Raw genomic sequence first — 20,096 nt, 5'->3', positions numbered from 1 at the left:
ACGGCGGGGCCGTGTTCGTTTAGCGTTGATCGAACGCATCGTATTCGATGACGTAGTCCGAACCGTCTCGTTTCTCTTCCATCTGCTTGCGAGACAGCTCCCGACGGCGGCGCGTTGGCCACGTCACGAGCATCAACACCAGGTTGCCCACGAGCAACAGGCCGCCAAGTATGCCTGCCGCGATGACCCAGTATTGCGGCGGGTAGAGCCGGATGAGCGAATCATCCCACGCGAACTGCCAGTTACCGTGTGAGAAGAAGAACTGGTGGAAGCCAACAAAGAACTCCTCCCAGCCAACCAACGCCACAGCCGCGCAGATGAGTAGCACCGCGAACGTTACGATCGAGCCGGCGAACAGGCCCCTGCGGACGCCTCCCGGGTAGGTTTTACGCAGGATGATGAAGCTGATCAGCAGAAGAACGAGCGCGATCACACCGAGCAGGTAGCACAGGTGCACAAGCGACTTGACGTCGGCCATGTGCGAGACCTCGTTGGCGGTGAACAGCGGACCTTCGTCGGTCTGGACTTGGGAGAGGTACTTACTTGGGGCGAAGTTGTTGAGATAGTCCACCCCGTATGAGCCGTACAGAACGCGGTCGCCGCGGGTGAATCCTGCCGGGTCTGCCGGGAAACCTGGAATGTGGTAGATAAACCACAAGACAGCGGAAGAGGCGACCAACCGAACGGCCGCTGCGAGCAACACGAACGGGGTCAAGACAGCGACTACCCACTGCAGGATGCGTGGGAAGACCGGCTTATAGTCGAGGCTCGCAGCAACAGTTTCATGCGAGGTCTCATCGCTGTAACCAGGCGTGGGCTTCTCCGAAACAGGCAAATACGTGCCCTGATCCCCAGACTGCTCTGAAGCCGGTGGCGCCCCGAGCACGGCGGTCTCAGATGCTGGCGGATGCTCAGACACCGGCGGGAACGCCTGGGTCGCTTCCTGGCTTTGGTTCAGATCACGGCTTTCGTTCAGGTTCACAGGCTCCGCCGGAGATTCAGGCGTCGCAGGGCTTTTGGGTCCCGTCGGGTTTTGCTCGTCTCTGTCCTCTTTCCAAGGATCAGGGGTATTCAGCGACATCAAGGGTCCTTTCCGCCCCGGAATTGCTAAAAGGAGGGGCGTTGAAAGAGAAATCTAGAGCTCGGCGCTGCCGGTGGAGGTTTTAGTCGTCATCACGCACCAAGTGCAGGCCGGGTTTGGCTGGTGGCGGAGCGTTCTCTCCGCCGAGGCGCTCGCGTGTGCGGCGCGGGGCTGTCCTTTCAGCTTGTTCCTGGTCCCGCTGTTCCTCTTGGTGGAGGGCGTCTGCCAGGGCATACATGTCGTCCTTGGACAGTGGTTTCCGTTGCTCTGGGATGTCTAGCCGCAGAAGCTCCCAGCCGAGCGGGACCGATAGACGGTCGGCGTGGTGGCGGCACAGATCGTATGCGTGCGGCTCCACTTTCAGAGCCAATGGGCCGAGCACGGCGGTGGAGTCTGCGTACGCATACGTCAAGGTTGCGTACGCTTCCCTGCGGCACCCTGGACGAGAACAAAAACGTTGAGATTCCACGCTTGATAGCGTACTAGTCGCGTTAGGTAAAGAGGTGGAGGCAGGGCCGGAAACTGATGCGTGACTCTGCTCAATGGTTCTAGACTCAACCTTTTGGGCTCAACCTTTTGGGCTCAACCTTCTGGGTATCGGTTGGGCGTGGATATGCTGGCGGTATGAGCTGGAGAATCGATCCACACCCACTCAGAGAAGGTTCGTTGGCTTCGCGGGCAGTCAGTGGAGGCGTTCAACGTCGCCGCGCCGATGTGCGTGGGCGATGGCGTGGAAACGTCCTACCGCCGATGTCGCCTGGTGCTGAGCGCCGGAATCAGCGGGTTGAACAGATCATGTGGGAGGTTGTTGACCGGCTTTTCGAAACGTGGGCAGATGAGCTTCAAGGCATCAATTTTGCGGTGCGGACCGTACCGAGCTCCGCGTCCCTGGAGCGGGCTACCGCCCGCGGTGAAACGGTCCCGCTCGGGGTTGCAACAGTGAGGCAAGAGCGCCGGAACCCACACCGCAGCACACGCCATGTGGTGTTGTTTCGCAGACCGATCGAGACCTCGGCTGTGGATGAGCACCACTTGGCGCACATCGTCGCTGACGTTGTGATTGAGCTCGTGAGTGAGTTCCTCAACGTCCCGCCTGAAGAGATCGACCCGATCTATGGGACAGGCCCTCACCGTTAGATACCGGTAGCCCGCGGTTTCTAGTATTCGCCGCTTACGGATCGCGGAGCAACCGGGTTCAGATCCACCCGCACTGCAGCGTTGGATTGATCCGTGTTGAGAACATTCATCGCAGCGATTCCCACGCCGTCGGTAGTCACAACCGATGCGTAGGCTTCTCCGCGGCTAGAGGCAACGTGCAAGCCCACCGCGTTCTTAGCTGGCTCGACTTCAACCGTGCGCTGGGCAGCGACTTCAACGCGCTGAGCTTTACCGAGCGTGCCGTTACCTAAGACCGGCGTGACCGTAACCACCGCATCGTGGTCTGCGAAGATCCTCAACCGCGCCGCCCCCTGCTCCGGAAGCGCAACCAGGTTCTGGTTGCCCAGCGCTGAGGTGCCAGGGATATATGCCACGTCGTGGGCCTTATCGGCGTCCTGTCCGCGAAGTAGCCGCGCGGTCGCAGCAACCGAAGTATCCGCCTCAACCACGATCGAATAGGTGCCCGCCGGCAAAGCATCCGTAGCAACACTGCCCACGCTGCGCCCTTCCAAGGCCACTGAGCCGAGGTCAACAGACGTGCCGTTATCGCGCACCGCCGTCACGGTGGCCTGAGTTTTCTTAGCCGCCGGGTTGTAGAGGATGACGGAGGGGGTCAGATCCCCTGCTTCCTCAGTGCGGCGTGCGGAACGGTCAGCCGCAGGGTCTTGAGCCTGAACACCCGGGATGATCACCTTCTGACCCAGCTCGGCTTGAGCCTCAACACTGTCGATACCACCGGGAACCAAACCTCTGAGCGCGGTCTGAGCCACAGCGGCACGCACAGGCGAGCCCGAAGAATTCACCGTGACCGCGACCGCATCGGCATCAGAGGCAGCCGAGGCCAGGTTGATCGTGCGAGTATCGCCCGGGTTGAGCGTGAACTGCGGGATTCCAGCCGAGCTCACCCCATCCTTGGTAGAGACATCGACCTGCACCGTAGCGGTCGCCTGTTGCGTGTTAGTCACCACCAAAACAGCGGCATGCCCCAACGTTGTAGAGCCACCCACAATCGTGTGTGACGTAGAAGGTGCCGTGCACGGCACACTCGCGAAACCTTCCAGGTCCCCATCCTTCTGCCGGATAGTACGCACACCCGCCGCCGGTGAAGCATTACCGCCGAGCCCCTGAACCGTGAACCACGCCGAATCGTTGGCCTTCACACCACCCTTGCCAACGGCCTTCGTTCCAGACAGGCCCTGTTCGTTACGCGTTGCGACCTTGAGAGCTTCCTGTTCCGGAAGATCCTTCGAAACCTGCTCAGTCTTATCCCCGCTTACGATGCGCGCCCCAGGAACGCGCATACCCCGGTCCCCTAAAGCTATGCCGCGCAACGTGGAGGACGCGTGGTCAGCGCCAGGCGCGTAGGCAGAATCCGTGGCCCCCTGATTGGTGGAAGCCGCCGCGATAGTAGGCCCGCACACAAGTGTGCTTTCAGAAACCGGCAACGAGGTCGCAGCGATCGCCACCGGCTCCCCGTCTGTGTCCGGGGCTAAGAAATGATCAGCCACCGAAACAGCACCGAAACCTGCAACGAGCAACGCACCAGTGGCGGCGGCGAGAACAACCTTCGAACGCGACCGCGCGGTGCGAGGCGCTGGATCGTCAGTCTTCTTTTCGCTCACGCTCACCCTCCTCCACTAGGTCAGTCTCTGACACACCTGCTGGACCAGATTCATCTGCTGGGTCGGGTTCAGTTGCTGGTTCAGATTCATCTGCTAGTTCAGGCTCAGCTGCATGCTCCGGCGTGTCCGTTGCTTCCGCATCCGGCGCGTTTGTTGCTACCGCATCCGGATCGTATGGCTCACGGTAGACCGGCACGTAGCGGACGCGGTTGCGCCATCCGCGCGGCATCGGCATCATCGACAACGCACAGAACGCCGCTACGATCGCCGAAAGAATCAGCCACGGGGTCTGCCACCACGTCGAATACGTAATATTCAACGTGCCGTCCTCTACAGGCAACTCGAAGGCCTGCATCCAGCCCTTGTATTTCTGTGGTTGCAGATCTTTACCGTTGAGGCTTGCGCTCCAACCGGAATCGAAGTTCTCTGCCATGACCACCAAGCGGCCAGAACCTTCCGAGCCAGCTTGCGTGGTCTCAATCTTCTGATCTGTCACCGCGCCGTGTTCGCTCTTGAGCAGCTGCAGCATCGTGCCATCAGCGGCCTCAACGCGTACGCGAGAAGTGACAGAGCCCGTCAGCTCATAGAGCTCCTGAGTCGCCTCCGAGGTGTCCACTTGCCACAACCAGGCCGGTGACCGCTCGCCACGTGTCACCGCGGCGATACCCGGGATCGAATCCAGGTTCTTCGCAACACTTCCATTATTAGGTGCAGCCTTCATCACGATGTAGCCAACACCCAGTTGCCTTAGCGTTTCAGCGGCATCGCCGCCGTCACCGGAAACCAAACCGGCAACAGCTTCCTTGGCCAGGTTTTGAGCCTTCGGCGCCTCAGCGATCACGGTGCCAGACGGATCCAACACGCTGCCACCCAAGGTGCTCGCGTGCGGACGTAAACGCACCTCTTCCAGATGCAAGCCATCACCGGTCACGATATTGGCGCGGAAGAGACCATCCTGGGCACCGGATAGAACAAGGGTGCGTTCCTCAAACGGCCCCACACCGCGGTCAGCTGCTGTGACCGGAAGCGTGGTTTCCTCCACAGCGTGAACAGCAGGCTGCATCCCCAGACCACGGTCAGCATCCTGAGAAACCGCATCCGATTGCGTCATCGGAGCCAGCCAGGTGGTCCCACTCACCAGCATCGTGACCATGACCGAGTAAGCAACCAGCCTGCCCGTCCACCGTGTCCGCTGCACGTGCGCCCGGATCCGTACAGTCCCCGCCTCACGCATCGCGCCGGCCGAGAACACAAAAGCGAGCCACACGAGGCTCACCGCGGAACCCACGTAATAGTGGGTGCGTTGCCCACCAACAGTGGAGGCAACCAGCCAGCTCGCAGCAACCGATGCCGCGAACACAACCAACGCTACCAACGCAAACACTCGGATCCACGTAGCCCGCTTGAGCGGAGCAACCAGGCCTATCAAGCCCATCAGCAGCAACGGAACACCGCACGCCAGCGCAACGATCAGCGCTCCATGACCTCCAGGAAGCCACCCCCACCCCGTCACGGTAGAGCCCGCATCGAAACCCGATGGGAAACCCAGCAAAGCCTGCCACGCAGGCGTCGGCTCACCCGGCAGCGGCAAGCCAGGTTGCGCCAAAGCAATCCGCGGGGTGCGGATCGCATCAAGGATCGTAGGGGCGGAAGCGATCAACGCAGGAGCAGGAACCCACGCCAACACCCGAGCCCGGCGAGAAACCACGGCGGCAACCAGCGTGAAGACTACAAGCGGGACCAGCCACAACGGCTCAGCGGCAACCACCACAACGGCAAGAACACTCGCGAAAACAGCCGAAGGCCACGAGGACAGCCCTTCATTCTCCGAATAGGAGGCAACGCCCACCGCGCCACGAACACCTACCGCGCGCGCCAACGCATACACCAACAGCGGGAGAACAACATGCACCAACGCGGGAGCGATCCGGCCTTGCGTCAAATCAACCGCGAACACCGGAGCCAAAGCCCACAGCAACGCGCCGATGCCGCGGAAAGCCGGAGCGCGCGTGACCAGACGCAGAGCCCACCACATCGTGAACGCGGCAGCCGGCAAAGCTAAGAAATAGGCGACCACAATACCCATCGGAGCGTTACCGCCGCTGATGAGTGCAAGCCAGAACAAGATCCCAGCGAAAGCATCCGGCCCAGAGGCCATACCGAACATCTCGGTGGACCACGGCGAAACCGCGGCATGCCACATCTGTGACAGCGAATCATTCGGCGTCAACAACGCTCCACCTGCGATGCCCTTAGCCATGATCGCGCCACGGAACGTCACCGCGCCAACGATCGCGGCGAGAGCCACCGCGATCACCCCGGCAGCAACGCCGCGGGTCGTACGGCCATCGGCGGCCGCGGCCTCAAAGGAATCATCGTCACCGCTGGCTTCGGCACGCGTTGTCTGATCCGCTTGGGCTTCAGCATCATGCAACATCAACCCGTCGCGGATAGCCCGCTCGTGGTCTCTGTATTGCGCACGGCCCACCAGAAGCCTGTTCACACTCGAACGAGGAACCTTCCGGATACGCCGCACCGATTTCCGGCCCCTGCGCACCGCCCCCATGCGGGTCAACGGGGCGAACGCGTGCCGGAACTCAAGCCCCGCAGTGTGCGTATCTCCAGCAATCAGGCGCGCCACAGCGCTACCCAGCCCGGACACGATCATCCACAGGCCAAGAAAAAAGGAAGTCAGCGGTGCCGCATACTTCAAACGCGTGTATTTCGCGGCAGCGTATTGGGCGTCCTCACCCGCGATGTCCTTGACCACATCGGGCCGGTGAAACATATACGCACCCGGAACAAGCACCACACGGTGGCCTGCAAGCCATGCACGCCGCCCCAAATCGACGTCATCGCCAACACCAGGAAGAGCCGGATCAAACCCGCCGAGCTCCTCAAACACATCGCGGCGAAACAACATCCCAGCAGAGTTGACGCCTAAACGGTCCGTATACATGTCGTACTGGCCTTGGTCTTTTTCTTCAAGACCAACACCAGCGAACCGTTCACCGTGGCGGGTCAGGCTCAGACCGGCGTCCAGCAGATGCACTCGGTCGCTGGCATCCACCTGTTTAGCGCCAGCGACCGCGGTGGATTCAGACTTGCTGATCTCCGCAAGCATCAACTCAAGCGCATCAGCGGCAGGCTCGGAGTCATCGTGGATAAACCACAGCCATTCACGGGCTGCGCTTTCGCCCTGCGAAGGCATGTGATCTACAGCTCGCTGAACAGCCGCACCAAAGTGGGTTCCAGGCTCTTCTAAGACCACGGCCGACTCAGGTAGAAGCTCGCGAAGTAGCTGCGCGGAGCCATCCCGTGAACCCGTATCAACGCCATATAACGCATCGACCGGCCGGGTCTGGGTCATAAGACCTTCGACCGTGGCCGGTAAAAACGATGCGGCATCATGGGTGACAACAACTGCCGTTACATGAGCTGCGCTACTGATCAGGCACCCTGCTTTCGAAGTCGACGACGCTCACGCTCAGACATCCCGCCCCAGATACCAAAGCGTTCGTCATTCTTCAGTGCATATTCAAGACACTGTGCACGGACCGCGCACGAACCGCAAACCTTCTTAGCGTCACGGGTTGAGCCGCCCTTTTCAGGGAAGAACGCTTCCGGATCAGTCTGGGCACACAGTGCCTGGGTCTGCCAGCCGAGCTCACCGTCGTCTGCCATTCCCATGAATTCGGAGAGTGAAACGAACTGCTGGGACGACGGCTTCTCCACCTCGGCAGGAGCTGATCCTGCACTCGGTGCCGCTTCGAGTAGGCTCGTCGCATTTCCAGCGTTCGTTTCGGCATTACCAAACTGGTCAGCATTGAACTGCGTAGCACCTGGCCGTGCAGTGTCGAGTTGAGTGGCATCGAAACCCTCGGTGTGCAGCGGCGTTACAGTCGCCAGCGCTTCCGGGGCATCGGAAGAGGAATGCGCCGCCAGGAAAGCGGTCGCAGCATCTTCTAAGTCAAGATTGCTGTTGTAGCGCGTGCCGGCTTCAGGGTCCGCTGGATCGAGGAACCAATCGCCGGGCACATCGCGCGTAACAACTGCTCGCTCCTCGCGGGCCTCCGCGAGCTCGTAGCGGTCACGCTGTGCCATGTGTCATGCGTCCCTTCATCCGTTCGCCACATCAAAATCTTGCGCCGTTTTCGACGCCTCCCACCTCAGGTCAGCTTCCTAACAATTGCATAACCGTTGGGGGTGGTTTGGCGCGCCTAGCTCACTCGTACCCTCAGGTGTACTACCGAGCTCGGCGCACACACATAATTACATCCACGTAAGAACGATTCGTCAAATGCCGACGTCGCGAAATCGAGCCAAAAAATGGCTTTTGTATCACCATGAAGATTGAGGCCGCAAGCCTGGAGCTACTACACAAAAACCTTTGCGTTAGCTTAGAAATTATTAGGTATTTGCGCTGTTTGGGGTGTTTTGCGGTCGCCTAGAAAGACTCGGGCAGATCAAAAAAGTGACCATCCGAGGGTGTCTGAGAACTACCTTTCAAGCGCATCCCTGACGTTAAATATGAGTATGACTTCTACCCCCAGCACCCCCTCACCTCACACTCCCCCACTACACGATGAGTCGCTCGAGCTCAGGATCCCCCAGGCCCTGAGTTTGATCGCTGAGCGCGGAACCGCGACCACACCCCTACTGGTCGACCGAACCCGTGGCCACCGCATCGAACTCTCCGGCCGGGTACTTGTTAACTGGTGGGCCAAGAACGCCGGCTTATTAGAGATGGAATTCGGGATCGGCCCCGGTTATACGGTCCATCTTGACGTTCCGCCGCATTGGCGCACACTCCCACTAGCGTTGGCAGCCCTTTCTTTAGGGGCTACCGTCACGGATCATGAGGAAAGCGCCGACCTCGTCATCACTGGCAATCCCTCCGCGCACGTGTCCGCCCCTGACGTCCTGGCAGTAACACTTGAGGCCCTCGCGGTTTCCTTCCCGGGCGAAGTCCCCGAAGGGATGGTCGATCACGCAGCTGAGGTCCGCGCACAACCCGATGCGCTGGCATTCGCGGCCGCTGCCGCCGCGCAAGCCGCGTGGGACGTCGATGGTCTAGACACCACCGCGCTTGAACACATGGCCTATACGGAGGCCAACGATGGCGCAGCCACGTCCGTCTCCTGGCTTGGGGTAGGCGGGACCGCCGTTCAGGCCGAGGCGGCTCGGGACGCCACGGCTGGCGGCTGGAGGTCCGGTGATTGGAGGCTCGGTGATTGGTCGGCGGCTATGGCATCGCTTTTGGCATGCAGATCCGAAGGTTCGCTGGTCCTGCTGCCCCTCGAATCCCTGGTTGAGGGTAAGCCGACTGATTCGCTATGCGAACAAGAACGCATCACACGAGCCATCACTACGGGTGTTGTATAACGCGTGCTAAGAGCATGACCTCACACTGAGTGCGCCACCGAGTGCTCAGAGCGTGACCGAGTGTTCAGAGCGTGACTTCGTGGCGCTGCTTGGTCTCGGTGGCGCTTGCCTCGTTGAAGACCCACAAGCGGTAGGCGATGAAGCGGAAAATGGTTCCGAGCACGAGCCCCACAACGGAGCCTGCGATGAACAGCGCCATCGGGCTGGTCATCTGAAGCACGTACTTGGTGAAGAAGACACATCCGGCAGCAATCAGCAGGCCAATCGCGTTCATCACGGCAAAGAGCACGAATTCTCGCGCCCACCGGTTGTTGCGGCGGTGGCGGAAGGTCCACCAGCGGTTTGCAGCCCACGAGAAGATCGAGGCGACCACGGTCGCCCACCCTTTAGCCCACACTTCCGCATCTGACATCGGGCCTTTGATAAGCCACAGGAACACGGCTGTGTCGATAACCCAGGCAACAGCGCCCACGACACCGAACTTGGCGACTTCGCGCCACATCACTTCGATGAGAGTACGCATTTTGCTCCAAAGGGTTCGCATCATGCGGTGCCTCCTCGTTGCAGTAAATATGGCGCTGACATTCTCACGGCGCTGTCGTTGTCAGTACGCAGTCGTTGTCAGTACGCTGTCTCTTACGGAGCTAATCGTTGCGGCAGAGCGTGTGTAGCGAGCCCACCCGGCCCACTGTCTCGCGTTCTACCCGCGGTCTCATTCTGCCCACTGTACTGGCGGTTTTCGTTTTTCTTGTAGTCCTGTAGGTGGATGCGTACCGCGTGGGTCGCAGATCACATTCAGCCTGCTCGGATGAGCCCTGGTCTACAAGGGCCTTATCTTAGACTAGAAAAGATGAAAACTTTGCGCATTGGTGTGATTGGCGGGGGCCAGCTGGCCCGGATGATGGCCCCGGCGGCTATTGATTTAGGGATCGAGCTTTCCATTCTGTGTGAGTCGGAAGAGACCGCGAGTGCACGGGCGGTGGCTCACGCGCCGGTGGGTGACTATAAGGATCGACAGACGGTCCTGGATTTCGCCTCCACTGTGGATGTTGTCACGTTTGATCACGAGCATGTTCCGGCTGAGATTCTGCATGAGCTGGTTGAGAAGGGTGTGCGGGTTCACCCCGGCCCGGATGCGTTGATTCACGCCCAAGACAAGATTGTGATGCGTGAGGCCGTTGAACGGCTCGGGTTGCCGAACCCTAAGTGGTGCTCAGCAAGTTCCGCTGATGAGGTTCGGGCTTTCGGTGAGAAGATCGGCTGGCCGATCATCGTGAAGACCCCGCGTGGCGGCTATGACGGCAAGGGCGTTGAGAAGCTGGATTCCGCGGCTGATGTTGCCCGGGTCAGCGAATGGTGTGAGCGCGGCGCGGTGTTGTGTGAGGAATTGGTGGATTTCTCGCGTGAATTGTCTGCTTTGGTTGCTCGCCGCCCCTCGGGTGAGACTGCCGCGTGGCCTGTCGCCCACACGATTCAGGTTGCTGGGGTGTGCGATGAGGTGATCGCCCCGGCGCAGGACCTCCCCGTTCAGACCGCCCAAGCCGCGCAACAGACCGCGTTGAAGATTGCATCCGAGCTGGGTGTTACAGGTGTTTTGGCCGTCGAGTTGTTTGAGACTCCAGGCCGTGGCCCCGGATTTCTGATCAATGAGCTTGCGATGCGGCCGCACAACACCGGGCATTGGACCCAGAATGGCGCGGTGACGAGCCAGTTTGAGCAGCATCTGCGTGCGGTCGCTGACCTGCCGTTGGGATCTGCTGAACCGTTGGCACCTGTTGCCGTGATGAAGAACTTCTTGGGTGGGGCCAATGAGGATCTCGCCGCTACCTTGCCGCACGCGTTGGCGACCGATCCGCAGGTTAAAGTGCATGTTTACGGCAAGTCGGTGCGTCCAGGCCGTAAGATCGGCCATGTTAACCGTGTCGGTTTCGAAGGCGAGAACCTGGTCGATGTGCGCCAGAAGGCGCGTGTTGCCGCGGACATCATGAGTAAAGGATGCGATGCATGAGCTCGGGTATGAGTGGTGAGAAGAAGCAGCCTCGCGTTGCGATTGTGATGGGTTCGGATTCGGACTGGCCAACCATGTCAGCTGCGGCCGATGTATTGGACGAGTTGGGCATCGAGTATTTCGTTGATGTTGTTTCGGCTCACCGGATGCCGCATCAGATGATCCAGTTCGGCACGGATGCCGCATCGAAGGGTTTTGAGGTCATCATCGCCGGCGCGGGTGGTGCGGCTCATTTGCCGGGCATGCTCGCCTCTGTCACGACTCTGCCAGTGATCGGTGTTCCGGTGAGCTTGAAGAACCTTGAAGGCTTGGACTCTTTGCTCTCGATCGTTCAGATGCCAGGTGGTGTCCCCGTTGCGACGATGGCGGTAGACGGCGCCAAGAACGCCGGCTTGTATGCGGCCCGGATCTTAGGTTGCGGCGCGGGCGAGGAAGCCTCCCGCATATCTGCAGCTCTGGCAGACTATGCCGAGCAGATGTGTGCCGGCGCTGAAGCTAAGGGCCGTGCCTTGTCACAGAAGCGCGCAGCTGAGTCGTCAGCCCGGTAGGCCGTTTCAGGCGGCAGTTCTCCATAGGTTTGAACGTGAACGATTCCTCGCAACATTTCAAAGCAGAATCCGCGTCTTTCAAGGCTCGGTCTGCATCTTTCAAGACTCAGCCTGCATCTTTGAAGACCTCCCCCGTTCCTGATCCGGAGCAGTTGAACGCGCCGGGGCGTTCTAAGCGTGCCTGGATTTTGTGGTTGTTGACGCTTCTGGTGCCAGGCGGCGCGCAGCTTGTGACCGGATATAAGTCTTTGGGGCGTAAGGCTCTCACGGTCACGGTGAGCGTGTGGGTTGCGTTGCTCATCTTGGTTGCGTGGGCGCTGATCAACCGTGGATCACTGCTCGATGTGTTCAGCAGGCCGTGGGTTTTGGTGCTCGTGGGCATCGTGTTGGCTGTGCTCGCTGTGGGCTGGTTGTTGCTTTTCGTTCACACTTACCGGATCACGAAGCCGACGATGTTGGCGCCGGGTATGCGCGGCATCGTCACTGTGTTCACGGCGCTGGCTGTGGTGATCACCTCTGGCGGGCTGGGTTATGGCTCGTATCTTGCGTTCAAGAGCAAGTCCACGCTGGGCACTATTTTCGCTTCCGGCCCGGCGGTTGATCCGGTTGATGGCCGCTATAACATCTTGGTTCTTGGTGGGGATGCGGGTAAGTCGCGTGTGGGTTTGCGTCCGGATTCGGCTCAGGTGTGGTCGATTGATGCGAAGTCTGGCCGTGCTGTTGTGATTTAGATTCCGCGTAATTTGCAGAACGCGCCTTTCCCTGAGGGTTCGCCGATGCGCAAGGTGTATCCGAACGGCTTCAACTGTGGGGATGAATGCATTTTCAATGCGATCTATCCGACCGTGGAGCAAGAGCATGCGGATAAGTACCCGGATACTAAAGACCCGGGTGCGGTTGCGACGATGGAGGCGGCGAGCGCCGTCACCGGATTGCAGATCGACATGTATGTCACGGTCGATATGGGTGGTTTTGAGCACCTGATCGATGCGTTGGGTGGGGTCAAGATCGTCTCTGGCGGTTGGGTTCCTTATAACGGGAAGCGGGACCCGAATACGGGTCTGCGCACCAAGTGGTTCAGCCCGGGTGAGCATCACTTCACGGGTAAACAGGCGTTGTGGTTTGCGCGTTCGCGTGATTTCGCAACGGATTATCACCGTATTCGCCGGCAGCAGTGTTTGCAGCAGGCGATGATCAAGCAGTTCACTCCGCAGAATGTTTTGGTGAACTTCACCCAGATCATGGATTCGGGTGAGGAGATTGTTCACACGAATATTCCGCAGTCCCAGTTGGGTTCGTTTATTGGGTTAGCAGAGAAGACGCGTCAGCATTCATTCTTAAGGCTCACGTTGGGTGCCCCGGATTTCGGTAAACCGGGTGACTTGTTCTCGACTTACCCTGATTATGATCTGATTCATCAGCGTGTAGGCCAGTTGGTTGCCAAAGCTACCGACGATGGTGCGAAGGCTGAAGACGATAAGCCGCGCGATTCTCAACCTCAGGGATCCAAACCGCAGGATTCCGGCCAGCAGGATACGCAGCAGTCTTCGCACCAGGGTCAGGCTTCTGGCAAATCTAAACCGCAAGTTACTCAGAGTTCACCTGAACCTTCCTCTGAGGCCTCATTGGGGGCGGAAGATCAGGTCATCACCACACAGCGTGATGGTTCGCCGATTACGGAGAAGTACCTGCAGGAACTTGAGTATGTTGGCGACACCGGCCGGATTGAGCAGATTGCTCAAAACAACGATTCGTGCAAGGTCGGCTAGGCTGACCTGCCCCATCCGGGTCCATAGGCCTGGATGTTTATGAGAGTCAGGAGACGTGATAGCCGTGGAGAAATTGGATAATTCCATCCGCGACTATGACTGGGGTTCATCTTCCGCGATTACCGAGCTTTTAGGGCGAACGCCCACAGGAGGCCCAGAGGCCGAACTGTGGATCGGTTCGCACCCGGGCGCGCCAAGCCGTTTGCGCACTAACGGCCGTTCCTTGGCGGATGTTTTGAAGGAAAACCCTGAGGCGATGCTCGGCTCTGAGGTGCTCGCTTCCCAGCCAGCAGATTGTGTGAGCCTTCCGTTCTTGATGAAGGTACTGTCTGCGGATGCCCCGTTGTCTTTGCAGGTGCACCCTGATGCGTTCCAGGCACAAGCCGGGTTTGAGCTTGAGGAAAGACAAGGCGTGCCGATCGAGGCTCCCCATCGGATGTATAAAGATCCGCGGCCTAAGCCAGAGATGATCCTCGCGTTGACTCCGTTCAAGGCTTTGACGGGCTTCCGTTCCGCAGAGGCGAGCATCCCGGCGTGGGAGCTGTTGCGGGATAACTCTTCGCGGGAAAGCACGCGCATGCTTGCGCAGACCGTCATCGAGCATCTGGAAAACCGGGACTATAAGGCCGCGTTGTCCTATGTGCTCAGCGGCATCGAGGATATCGCTGGGATCGTTACTGACGCCGTGCAGATCGTAGAGGACATGGCTGCCCGCGATGCGGATGCCCTGCGCGAGGTCGATGCGTTGCTTCCGTTGCTTCCATGGCTTGAGAGCAAATACCCGCAGGACGCCGGCGTTCTAGTGTCACTGTTGCTGAACTACGTCGAGCTTGAGCCGGGCGAGGCCGTGGCTTTGCAGGCCGGCAACATTCACGCCTACCTCCACGGGACAGCGATTGAGGTCATGGGCAACTCGGATAACGTGCTGCGGTGCGGGATGACGACCAAATACATCAACGTGGACGAGCTGCTTTCGATCACCCGCTTCGCTTCGCTCGAGCCTACGTGGGTGCGACCAACCCAGGAAAAGCCGGGCATTGAGCTGTATTCGACCGATTTCGATGAGTTCGAGCTCATCCGCATCAACGGCACCTCAACCGGGGCGGTGTCCTTGCGTGGCCCAGCCTGCATCATCGCGCTCGCAGGCAACCTCACGGTGAGCGGTTCGGACGGAAGCCAGGTTCAGCTCACCCGTGGCGAATCCGCCTTCATCCCTGCCGCCGCCGGTGAACTCTCCATCGAATCTGACGAGCAAGCCCACGCGTATATGTGCGCGACCCCGCGTGCACGCCAGAAACCGGCTGCCGCGGCATAGGTCTCAAGAATCCGGCGCAGAAAACCTAGCCCAGAGAACCTGGTTAACGCTGAAGGGGCGTGGATGAATCTTCACCCACGCCCCTCCAGCGCTAGTGCTCTACGGTTTGATCACGCTCCAGGCTACGCGCCGTTGCTTTAGCGGGTGAATCCGTCCCACTTATCGGCGCGGTGCTCTGCAGTGACTTCGCGGATAGTGCCGGACTTAGCGCGCAACACGAGCGACTGGGTCACGATGCGGTCGCCACGGTAGCGGACCCCGCGCAGCAGGTCGCCGTCGGTGATGCCGGTTGCCACGAAGTAGCAGTTATCGGTCGTGACCAGGTCTTCGGTGGATAGGACCTGGTTGACGTCCAAACCAGCCTTCTCGGCCGCCTCGCGTTCGGCATCATCGGTTGGGTGCAGGCGGCCCTGGATCACGCCGCCTAGCGCACGGATAGCGCACGCGGTCACAATACCCTCTGGGGTTCCGCCGATACCCACGAGCATGTCAACACCGGAATCAGGGCGCGCCGCTGCGATCGCCCCGGCAACGTCACCGTCTAGGATCAGCTTGGTGCGCGCACCCGCCTCGCGGATCTCTTTGATCATCTCTTCGTGGCGCGGACGGTCTAGAACGGTTACCGTTACCTGGGACGGCTTTTTGCCCTTAGCTTTGGCTACACGGCGGATGTTCTCACCGATCGGCAAGCGAAGATCGACCGAATCCGCTGCCTCCGGCCCGGTCACGAGCTTGTCCATATAGAACACCGCCGACGGGTCATACATCGTGCCGCGCTCAGCGACCGCCATAACGGACAACGCGTTATTCAAACCCTGCGCAGTCAGGCGGGTTCCGTCGATCGGGTCAACCGCAACATCAGCCTCAGGGCCGTTACCGGAACCCACGTGCTCGCCGTTATACAGCATCGGGGCTTCGTCTTTCTCGCCCTCACCGATCACCACAACACCGTTGAAATCAACGGTAGTGAGCATCGCGCGCATCGCATCGACAGCCGCGCCGTCAGCCGCGTTCTTATCCCCGTGGCCAACCCACGGTGCGGAGGCGATCGCGGCGACCTCGGTCACACGGACCAGCTCCATCGCCAAGTTCCGGTCTGGAGCCGCCTCTGAAACAGACAGCTTAGGGGACAGTTGGGTGTAGTCCTGCTCTTGCGTCACGGAGTCCTCATTCAGTGTTCTCGCTTGCAGTTATCACGGCCTCGGGCCTCACGTTCATCATATGCCCACCCCGTAAACAGTCAGTCTCCCAACTAGCAAGAAAACCCAATCTTTATATGATGAGGGCTACACCTTGACCCTGAGGAGAGAAGATGTCATCCAATGATGAACTGGACTCTCAATCGGAAAAACCGGTTGAGAACAGTCAACAAAAGAGGCGTCGCCCAAGCAAGGGCGCAGGCAAAGCGGAACATCCCGGGCACCCTCTGACAGCGGAGAACCGCGAGAGGCGAACCCCGAAACCCACCGCTGGAGAAACGTTGAAGACGGTCGGACGTAAAGCCGGCGAGTTCCTCGGCGGACTCAACCGCTACCCACACAACATCCACCCGGCGCTTGTTCCCGGCGTGGATGTTGACCACCAGAAAATTCGCTACGGCGTAGATAAGCCGATGCTCATCACGGTGGGTGTTGCCGTGATCGGTTTTGTGGTCTGGGGTGTTCTCCAGCCTGATCAGGTGCTGTCCTCAACCACGGCCGCGCTCACCTGGATCATGACTAACCTCGGGTGGATCTTTAACTCGCTTGCGATCGTGCTAGTGATCTACCTTCTGATGCTCGCGTTCACTAAGTATGGGCGTATCCCGCTGGGGTTGGAGGGCGAAAAGCCTGAATACTCGACGGTTTCGTGGGCGGCGATGCTCTTCGGCGCCGGTATCGGTATCGGCGTGATCTTCTTCGGCCCATACGAGCCGATGACCTACTACCTCTCCCCTCGCCCCGGCGCATATGATCCAGCCACAGTGGATGCGGTCAAGAAAGCAATGGCGCAGTCAGCGCTTCACTGGGGCATCAACGCGTGGGCCATCTACGGCATCGTCGGCTTGGCTATCGCCTATGTCTCCTACCGCCGCGGCCGCGTACCACTCATGAGCTCGATCCTCACACCACTGTGGGGTGGAACCTCAAGCTCGGTGCGTGCCCGTGTCATCGACGGCCTAGCGATCATCGCAACACTGTTCGGTACCGCGGCGTCTCTCGGTATCGGCGCGCTCCAGATCGGCCGAGGCTTCGAACTCGTGACCGGCTGGAGCCCGGGCGCTAATAAGCTCGCGCTCATCATCATCGTGTTGCTGACCATCGGAACCATCTGGTCCGCAGTATCGGGTGTGAGCAAGGGTATTAAGCGGCTCTCCAACATCAACCTCGTGTTGGCGCTTGCCCTGGCACTGTTTTTCTTTGTGGTTGGCCCCACCGTCTTTTTGCTCAACGTGATCCCCGGCGTTGTAGCCTCCTATTTCGCTGAACTGCCCACGATGCTCTCCGCCACGACCGCTGACTCCCCGGAGATGAACGCGTTCCTGTCCGCATGGACCACGTTCTATTGGGCCTGGTGGGTCTCATGGGCGCCATTCGTGGGCGTCTTTGTCGCGAAGATTTCCAAGGGCCGCACGGTCCGCCAGTTCGTGGTCGGTGTCTTGGCTATCCCGTCCTCGATCATCATCCTCGCGTTCACGATCCTCGGCGGTACCGCGATCTATCTGCAACGCACAGCGGGAGATATCGCCCCAGGTGATGACATCAACAAACTGCCCGCCCCTGAAGACATCTTCTTTGTGGTGCTTGAGCACCTCCCAGGAGCCCAGTTTGTGGCCCCGATCGTGATTGTGATGCTCGCGGTCTTCTTCATCACGACCTCGGACTCCGCTTCGATCGTGAACTCGCAACTGTCCCAGCGCGGCAACCCGCACCCTAAGCGCTTGATTACCGCGTTCTGGGCTGTCTTGATGGCAGGCATCGCCGCGGTGATCCTCCTGATGGCCGGCAAGACCGCGTTGCAGGGCTTGCAGAACCTCATCACGATCACCGCGCTGCCGTTCGCGGTGGTGCTCGCACTGATGGCGATCGCCCTCTATAAAGAGATGCGTACCGACCCGCTGGTGATCCGCCAGAAGTTCGAGGACGTGGCTTTGTCCAACGCCGTCAAATACGGTATCGAAAAGCACGGCGATAACTTCGAGCTGCGCGTCATCGAATCTGATAACGAATACGCGGCCGGCCATAACTTCGATTCGACCTCGGACGAATTCACCGACTGGTACGCCCGTACCGACGCCGACGGCAACCCGATCGGCTTCGACTACGACTCAGGCCTGTACCTCGATGATGACGGCAAGCCGTTGCCCGCTGAACAACAGCCTTCCCTGGTCGACCCGGAGACGGGCGACATCGTCATTACCCAGGAAGCCCTCGCCGAAGGCATCGACGTTCCCGAAGGCGCAATCATCAAAGAAGAAACCGATGAGGCCGCCGACGCGGAACCCACTGGCAACGGCGACGAGCCTAAACCGCAAGGCCAGTAACGGCTCAGCGCCTCCATTAAAGGGCTGTGGCCCCACCTTCAACAGTGAAGCTGGGGCCACAGCCCTTTTCTGTGCGCTGGTTCAGATCCAGCGGTGAGCTATAGCGGTGAGCTATCTAGTGCTCTGAGGCCTTTTCCGCGCCAGCACCGGTGAAGGCACGGACCTCCATGATCGCGTGTTTGGCATCGTGATCATCGGAAGGCTTGATGAGGAGCGTGCCGATGATGCCGAGCAAGAACCCGACCGGGATCGAGACGATACCCGGATTAGATAGTGGGAAGAACGCGAAGTCCAGGTTCGGGAACATCGAGGTTGGCTTACCCGAAACCGCTGGCGAGAACGTGATCAAGATCAGGGTTGTGAACAAGCCACCGAGCATCGACCACAAAGCCCCGCCTGTATTGAAACGCTTCCAGAACAGCGAATACAGGATCACCGGGAGATTCGCGGACGCCGCAACAGCGAAAGCCAACGCAACCAAGAACGCGACATTCTGGCCCAGCGCAACGATGCCGCCGATAATCGAGAGCACACCGATCGCCACAACCGTCAAACGCGCGACCTTGACCTCCTGGCCGGGGCTGATCTCGCCCTTCTTGATGACCGAGGTATAGATGTCGTGCGAGAACGAGGTTGCCGCGGTGATCGCAAGACCAGCCACAACCGCGAGGATGGTTGCGAACGCGATCGCCGAAACCACGGCCATGAGTACCGGCCCGCCGATCTCCAAAGCCAACAGCGGGGCGGCCGCGTTCTCGCCACCCGGGGTGGTCTTGGCCGTCAGAATTTCCGGGCCAACCAATGCCGCAGCGCCGTATCCCAGGATCAGAGTCATGACGTAGAACGCGCCAATAATCCAGATGGCCCACACAACCGAACGCCGCGCTTCCCTACCCGTCGGCACGGTGTAGAAACGCATCAAAACGTGCGGCAGACCTGCGGTACCGAGTACCAGGCCCAAGCCCAGCGAAATGAAGTCCAGCGGGTTCGCATACTTCAAACCAGGCATCAAAACGGCCTCGCCCTTCGGCGACTTATCAACCGCAGCCTGCAACAGATCCGAGAAGTTTCCACCGAACTTCGCCATCACAACGATCGAGAGGATCGCCACGCCAAGAACCAACAAGACAGCCTTGATAATCTGCACCCACGTCGTGCCCTTCATGCCGCCCACAATCACATAGACGATCATCAAGACACCCACGATGACCACAACACCCGCGGTAGCGGCCTTGCCCTCGATACCGAGCAACAACGCAACCAAGCCACCAGCGCCAGCCATCTGGGCGATGAGATAGAAGAAACACACAGCCAGGGTCGTCAGCGATGCCGCCATCCTGACAGGACGCTGACGCAAACGGAAACTCAGCACGTCCGCCATCGTGAACTTACCCGTGTTACGCAGCAGCTCCGCAACCAGCAGCAGAGCCACGAGCCACGCAACCAGGAATCCGATCGAATACAGGAAGCCGTCATAGCCGGCTACCGCGATCGCACCCACAATGCCCAGGAATGACGCCGCCGAAAGGTAGTCACCCGCAATGGCCACACCGTTCTGTGGGCCGGAGAAAGACCTCGAACCGGTATAGAACTCATCAGCTGAGGAACCTTTACGTGAAACACGGAAAACAATGTAGAGGGTCACCGCAACAAACAGACCGAAAACGATCATGTTGATGACCGGGTT

The 20,096-nt window shown here is 59.6% G+C and carries 16 protein-coding genes; 8 read left to right on the top strand and 8 right to left on the bottom strand.

Going from position 1 to position 20,096, the window contains the following annotated elements:
- Positions 1–19: 19 nt before the first annotated feature.
- Both J2S67_RS01810 and J2S67_RS01805 read right to left on the bottom strand, forming a co-directional pair.
- Positions 20–982 (bottom strand): TIGR01906 family membrane protein, encoded by a 963-nt coding sequence (locus J2S67_RS01810; protein WP_310245717.1) that lies wholly within the window; start codon positions 980–982, stop codon positions 20–22.
- A 181-nt stretch (positions 983–1,163) separates the two neighbouring features.
- Complete coding sequence (locus J2S67_RS01805; RefSeq protein ID WP_035756219.1) at positions 1,164–1,550, bottom strand: DUF3499 domain-containing protein; 387 nt, start codon at positions 1,548–1,550, stop codon at positions 1,164–1,166.
- 155 nt (positions 1,551–1,705) lie between these two features.
- Here J2S67_RS01805 and J2S67_RS01800 point away from each other — a divergent pair, with 155 nt between their 5' ends.
- A complete protein-coding gene (locus J2S67_RS01800; protein WP_310245714.1) occupies positions 1,706–2,218 on the top strand; it encodes a metallopeptidase family protein in 513 nt (170 codons plus the stop codon).
- Positions 2,219–2,238: 20 nt separating this feature from the next.
- On the opposite strand, the gene J2S67_RS01795 is transcribed toward J2S67_RS01800, so the two are convergent.
- Genes J2S67_RS01795 through J2S67_RS01785 form a run of 3 tightly spaced genes read right to left on the bottom strand, consistent with a single transcriptional unit; the run spans position 2,239 to position 7,965 of the window.
- Positions 2,239–3,861 (bottom strand): DUF5719 family protein, encoded by a 1,623-nt coding sequence (locus J2S67_RS01795; RefSeq protein ID WP_239446194.1) that lies wholly within the window; start codon positions 3,859–3,861, stop codon positions 2,239–2,241.
- Complete coding sequence (locus J2S67_RS01790; protein WP_310248661.1) at positions 3,842–7,312, bottom strand: glycosyltransferase family 2 protein; 3,471 nt, start codon at positions 7,310–7,312, stop codon at positions 3,842–3,844. Before J2S67_RS01790 ends, J2S67_RS01795 begins: the two co-directional genes overlap by 20 nt.
- A complete protein-coding gene (locus J2S67_RS01785; protein ID WP_141739855.1) occupies positions 7,312–7,965 on the bottom strand; it encodes a WhiB family transcriptional regulator in 654 nt (217 codons plus the stop codon). The genes J2S67_RS01790 and J2S67_RS01785 overlap by 1 nt, the downstream gene beginning before the upstream one ends.
- 432 nt (positions 7,966–8,397) lie before the next feature.
- On the opposite strand from J2S67_RS01785, the gene J2S67_RS01780 reads away from it, so the two are divergent.
- Complete coding sequence (locus J2S67_RS01780; RefSeq protein WP_310245709.1) at positions 8,398–9,246, top strand: TIGR03089 family protein; 849 nt, start codon at positions 8,398–8,400, stop codon at positions 9,244–9,246.
- A 64-nt stretch (positions 9,247–9,310) separates the two neighbouring features.
- On the opposite strand, the gene J2S67_RS01775 is transcribed toward J2S67_RS01780, so the two are convergent.
- Complete coding sequence (locus J2S67_RS01775) at positions 9,311–9,793, bottom strand: GtrA family protein (RefSeq protein WP_083285492.1); 483 nt, start codon at positions 9,791–9,793, stop codon at positions 9,311–9,313.
- A 303-nt stretch (positions 9,794–10,096) separates the two neighbouring features.
- Between J2S67_RS01775 and J2S67_RS01770 the strand changes: the two genes are divergently transcribed.
- The 5 genes from J2S67_RS01770 to manA all read left to right on the top strand — a co-directional run bounded on the left by J2S67_RS01770 (position 10,097) and on the right by manA (position 14,886).
- Positions 10,097–11,254 carry a 5-(carboxyamino)imidazole ribonucleotide synthase gene (locus J2S67_RS01770; protein WP_310245703.1) on the top strand — a complete coding sequence of 386 codons (1,158 nt, stop codon included), beginning with the start codon at positions 10,097–10,099 and terminating at the stop codon, positions 11,252–11,254.
- Positions 11,242–11,802: a 5-(carboxyamino)imidazole ribonucleotide mutase gene (gene purE, locus J2S67_RS01765; protein WP_377649786.1), complete on the top strand. Its 561-nt coding sequence runs from the start codon at positions 11,242–11,244 to the stop codon at positions 11,800–11,802. The genes J2S67_RS01770 and purE overlap by 13 nt, the downstream gene beginning before the upstream one ends.
- A 119-nt stretch (positions 11,803–11,921) precedes the next feature.
- Positions 11,922–12,533: a hypothetical protein gene (locus J2S67_RS01760; protein ID WP_310245697.1), complete on the top strand. Its 612-nt coding sequence runs from the start codon at positions 11,922–11,924 to the stop codon at positions 12,531–12,533.
- 45 nt (positions 12,534–12,578) lie between these two features.
- Positions 12,579–13,571: an LCP family protein gene (locus J2S67_RS01755; RefSeq protein WP_310245695.1), complete on the top strand. Its 993-nt coding sequence runs from the start codon at positions 12,579–12,581 to the stop codon at positions 13,569–13,571.
- A gap of 64 nt (positions 13,572–13,635) precedes the next feature.
- Entirely contained in the window at positions 13,636–14,886 is a 1,251-nt protein-coding gene (gene manA, locus J2S67_RS01750; protein WP_310245693.1) for a mannose-6-phosphate isomerase, class I, read from the top strand.
- 137 nt (positions 14,887–15,023) lie between these two features.
- On the opposite strand, the gene glpX is transcribed toward manA, so the two are convergent.
- Positions 15,024–15,968, bottom strand: a complete 945-nt coding sequence (gene glpX, locus J2S67_RS01745) for a class II fructose-bisphosphatase (protein ID WP_083285511.1) — start codon at positions 15,966–15,968, stop codon at positions 15,024–15,026.
- Between the two features lie 230 nt (positions 15,969–16,198).
- On the opposite strand from glpX, the gene J2S67_RS01740 reads away from it, so the two are divergent.
- Complete coding sequence (locus J2S67_RS01740; protein WP_084590345.1) at positions 16,199–18,409, top strand: BCCT family transporter; 2,211 nt, start codon at positions 16,199–16,201, stop codon at positions 18,407–18,409.
- A 115-nt stretch (positions 18,410–18,524) separates the two neighbouring features.
- Here J2S67_RS01740 and J2S67_RS01735 read toward each other — a convergent pair whose 3' ends face one another.
- A complete protein-coding gene (locus tag J2S67_RS01735; protein ID WP_310248657.1) occupies positions 18,525–20,081 on the bottom strand; it encodes a solute symporter family protein in 1,557 nt (518 codons plus the stop codon).
- Between the last annotated feature and the right edge of the window lie 15 nt (positions 20,082–20,096).

The organism is Pseudoglutamicibacter albus, from assembly GCF_031458175.1.
Classification (GTDB): Bacteria; Actinomycetota; Actinomycetes; order Actinomycetales; family Micrococcaceae; genus Pseudoglutamicibacter; species Pseudoglutamicibacter albus.
The sequence above is the reverse complement of the archived record's forward strand: the minus strand, read 5'-3'. Positions and strand labels throughout refer to the sequence as shown.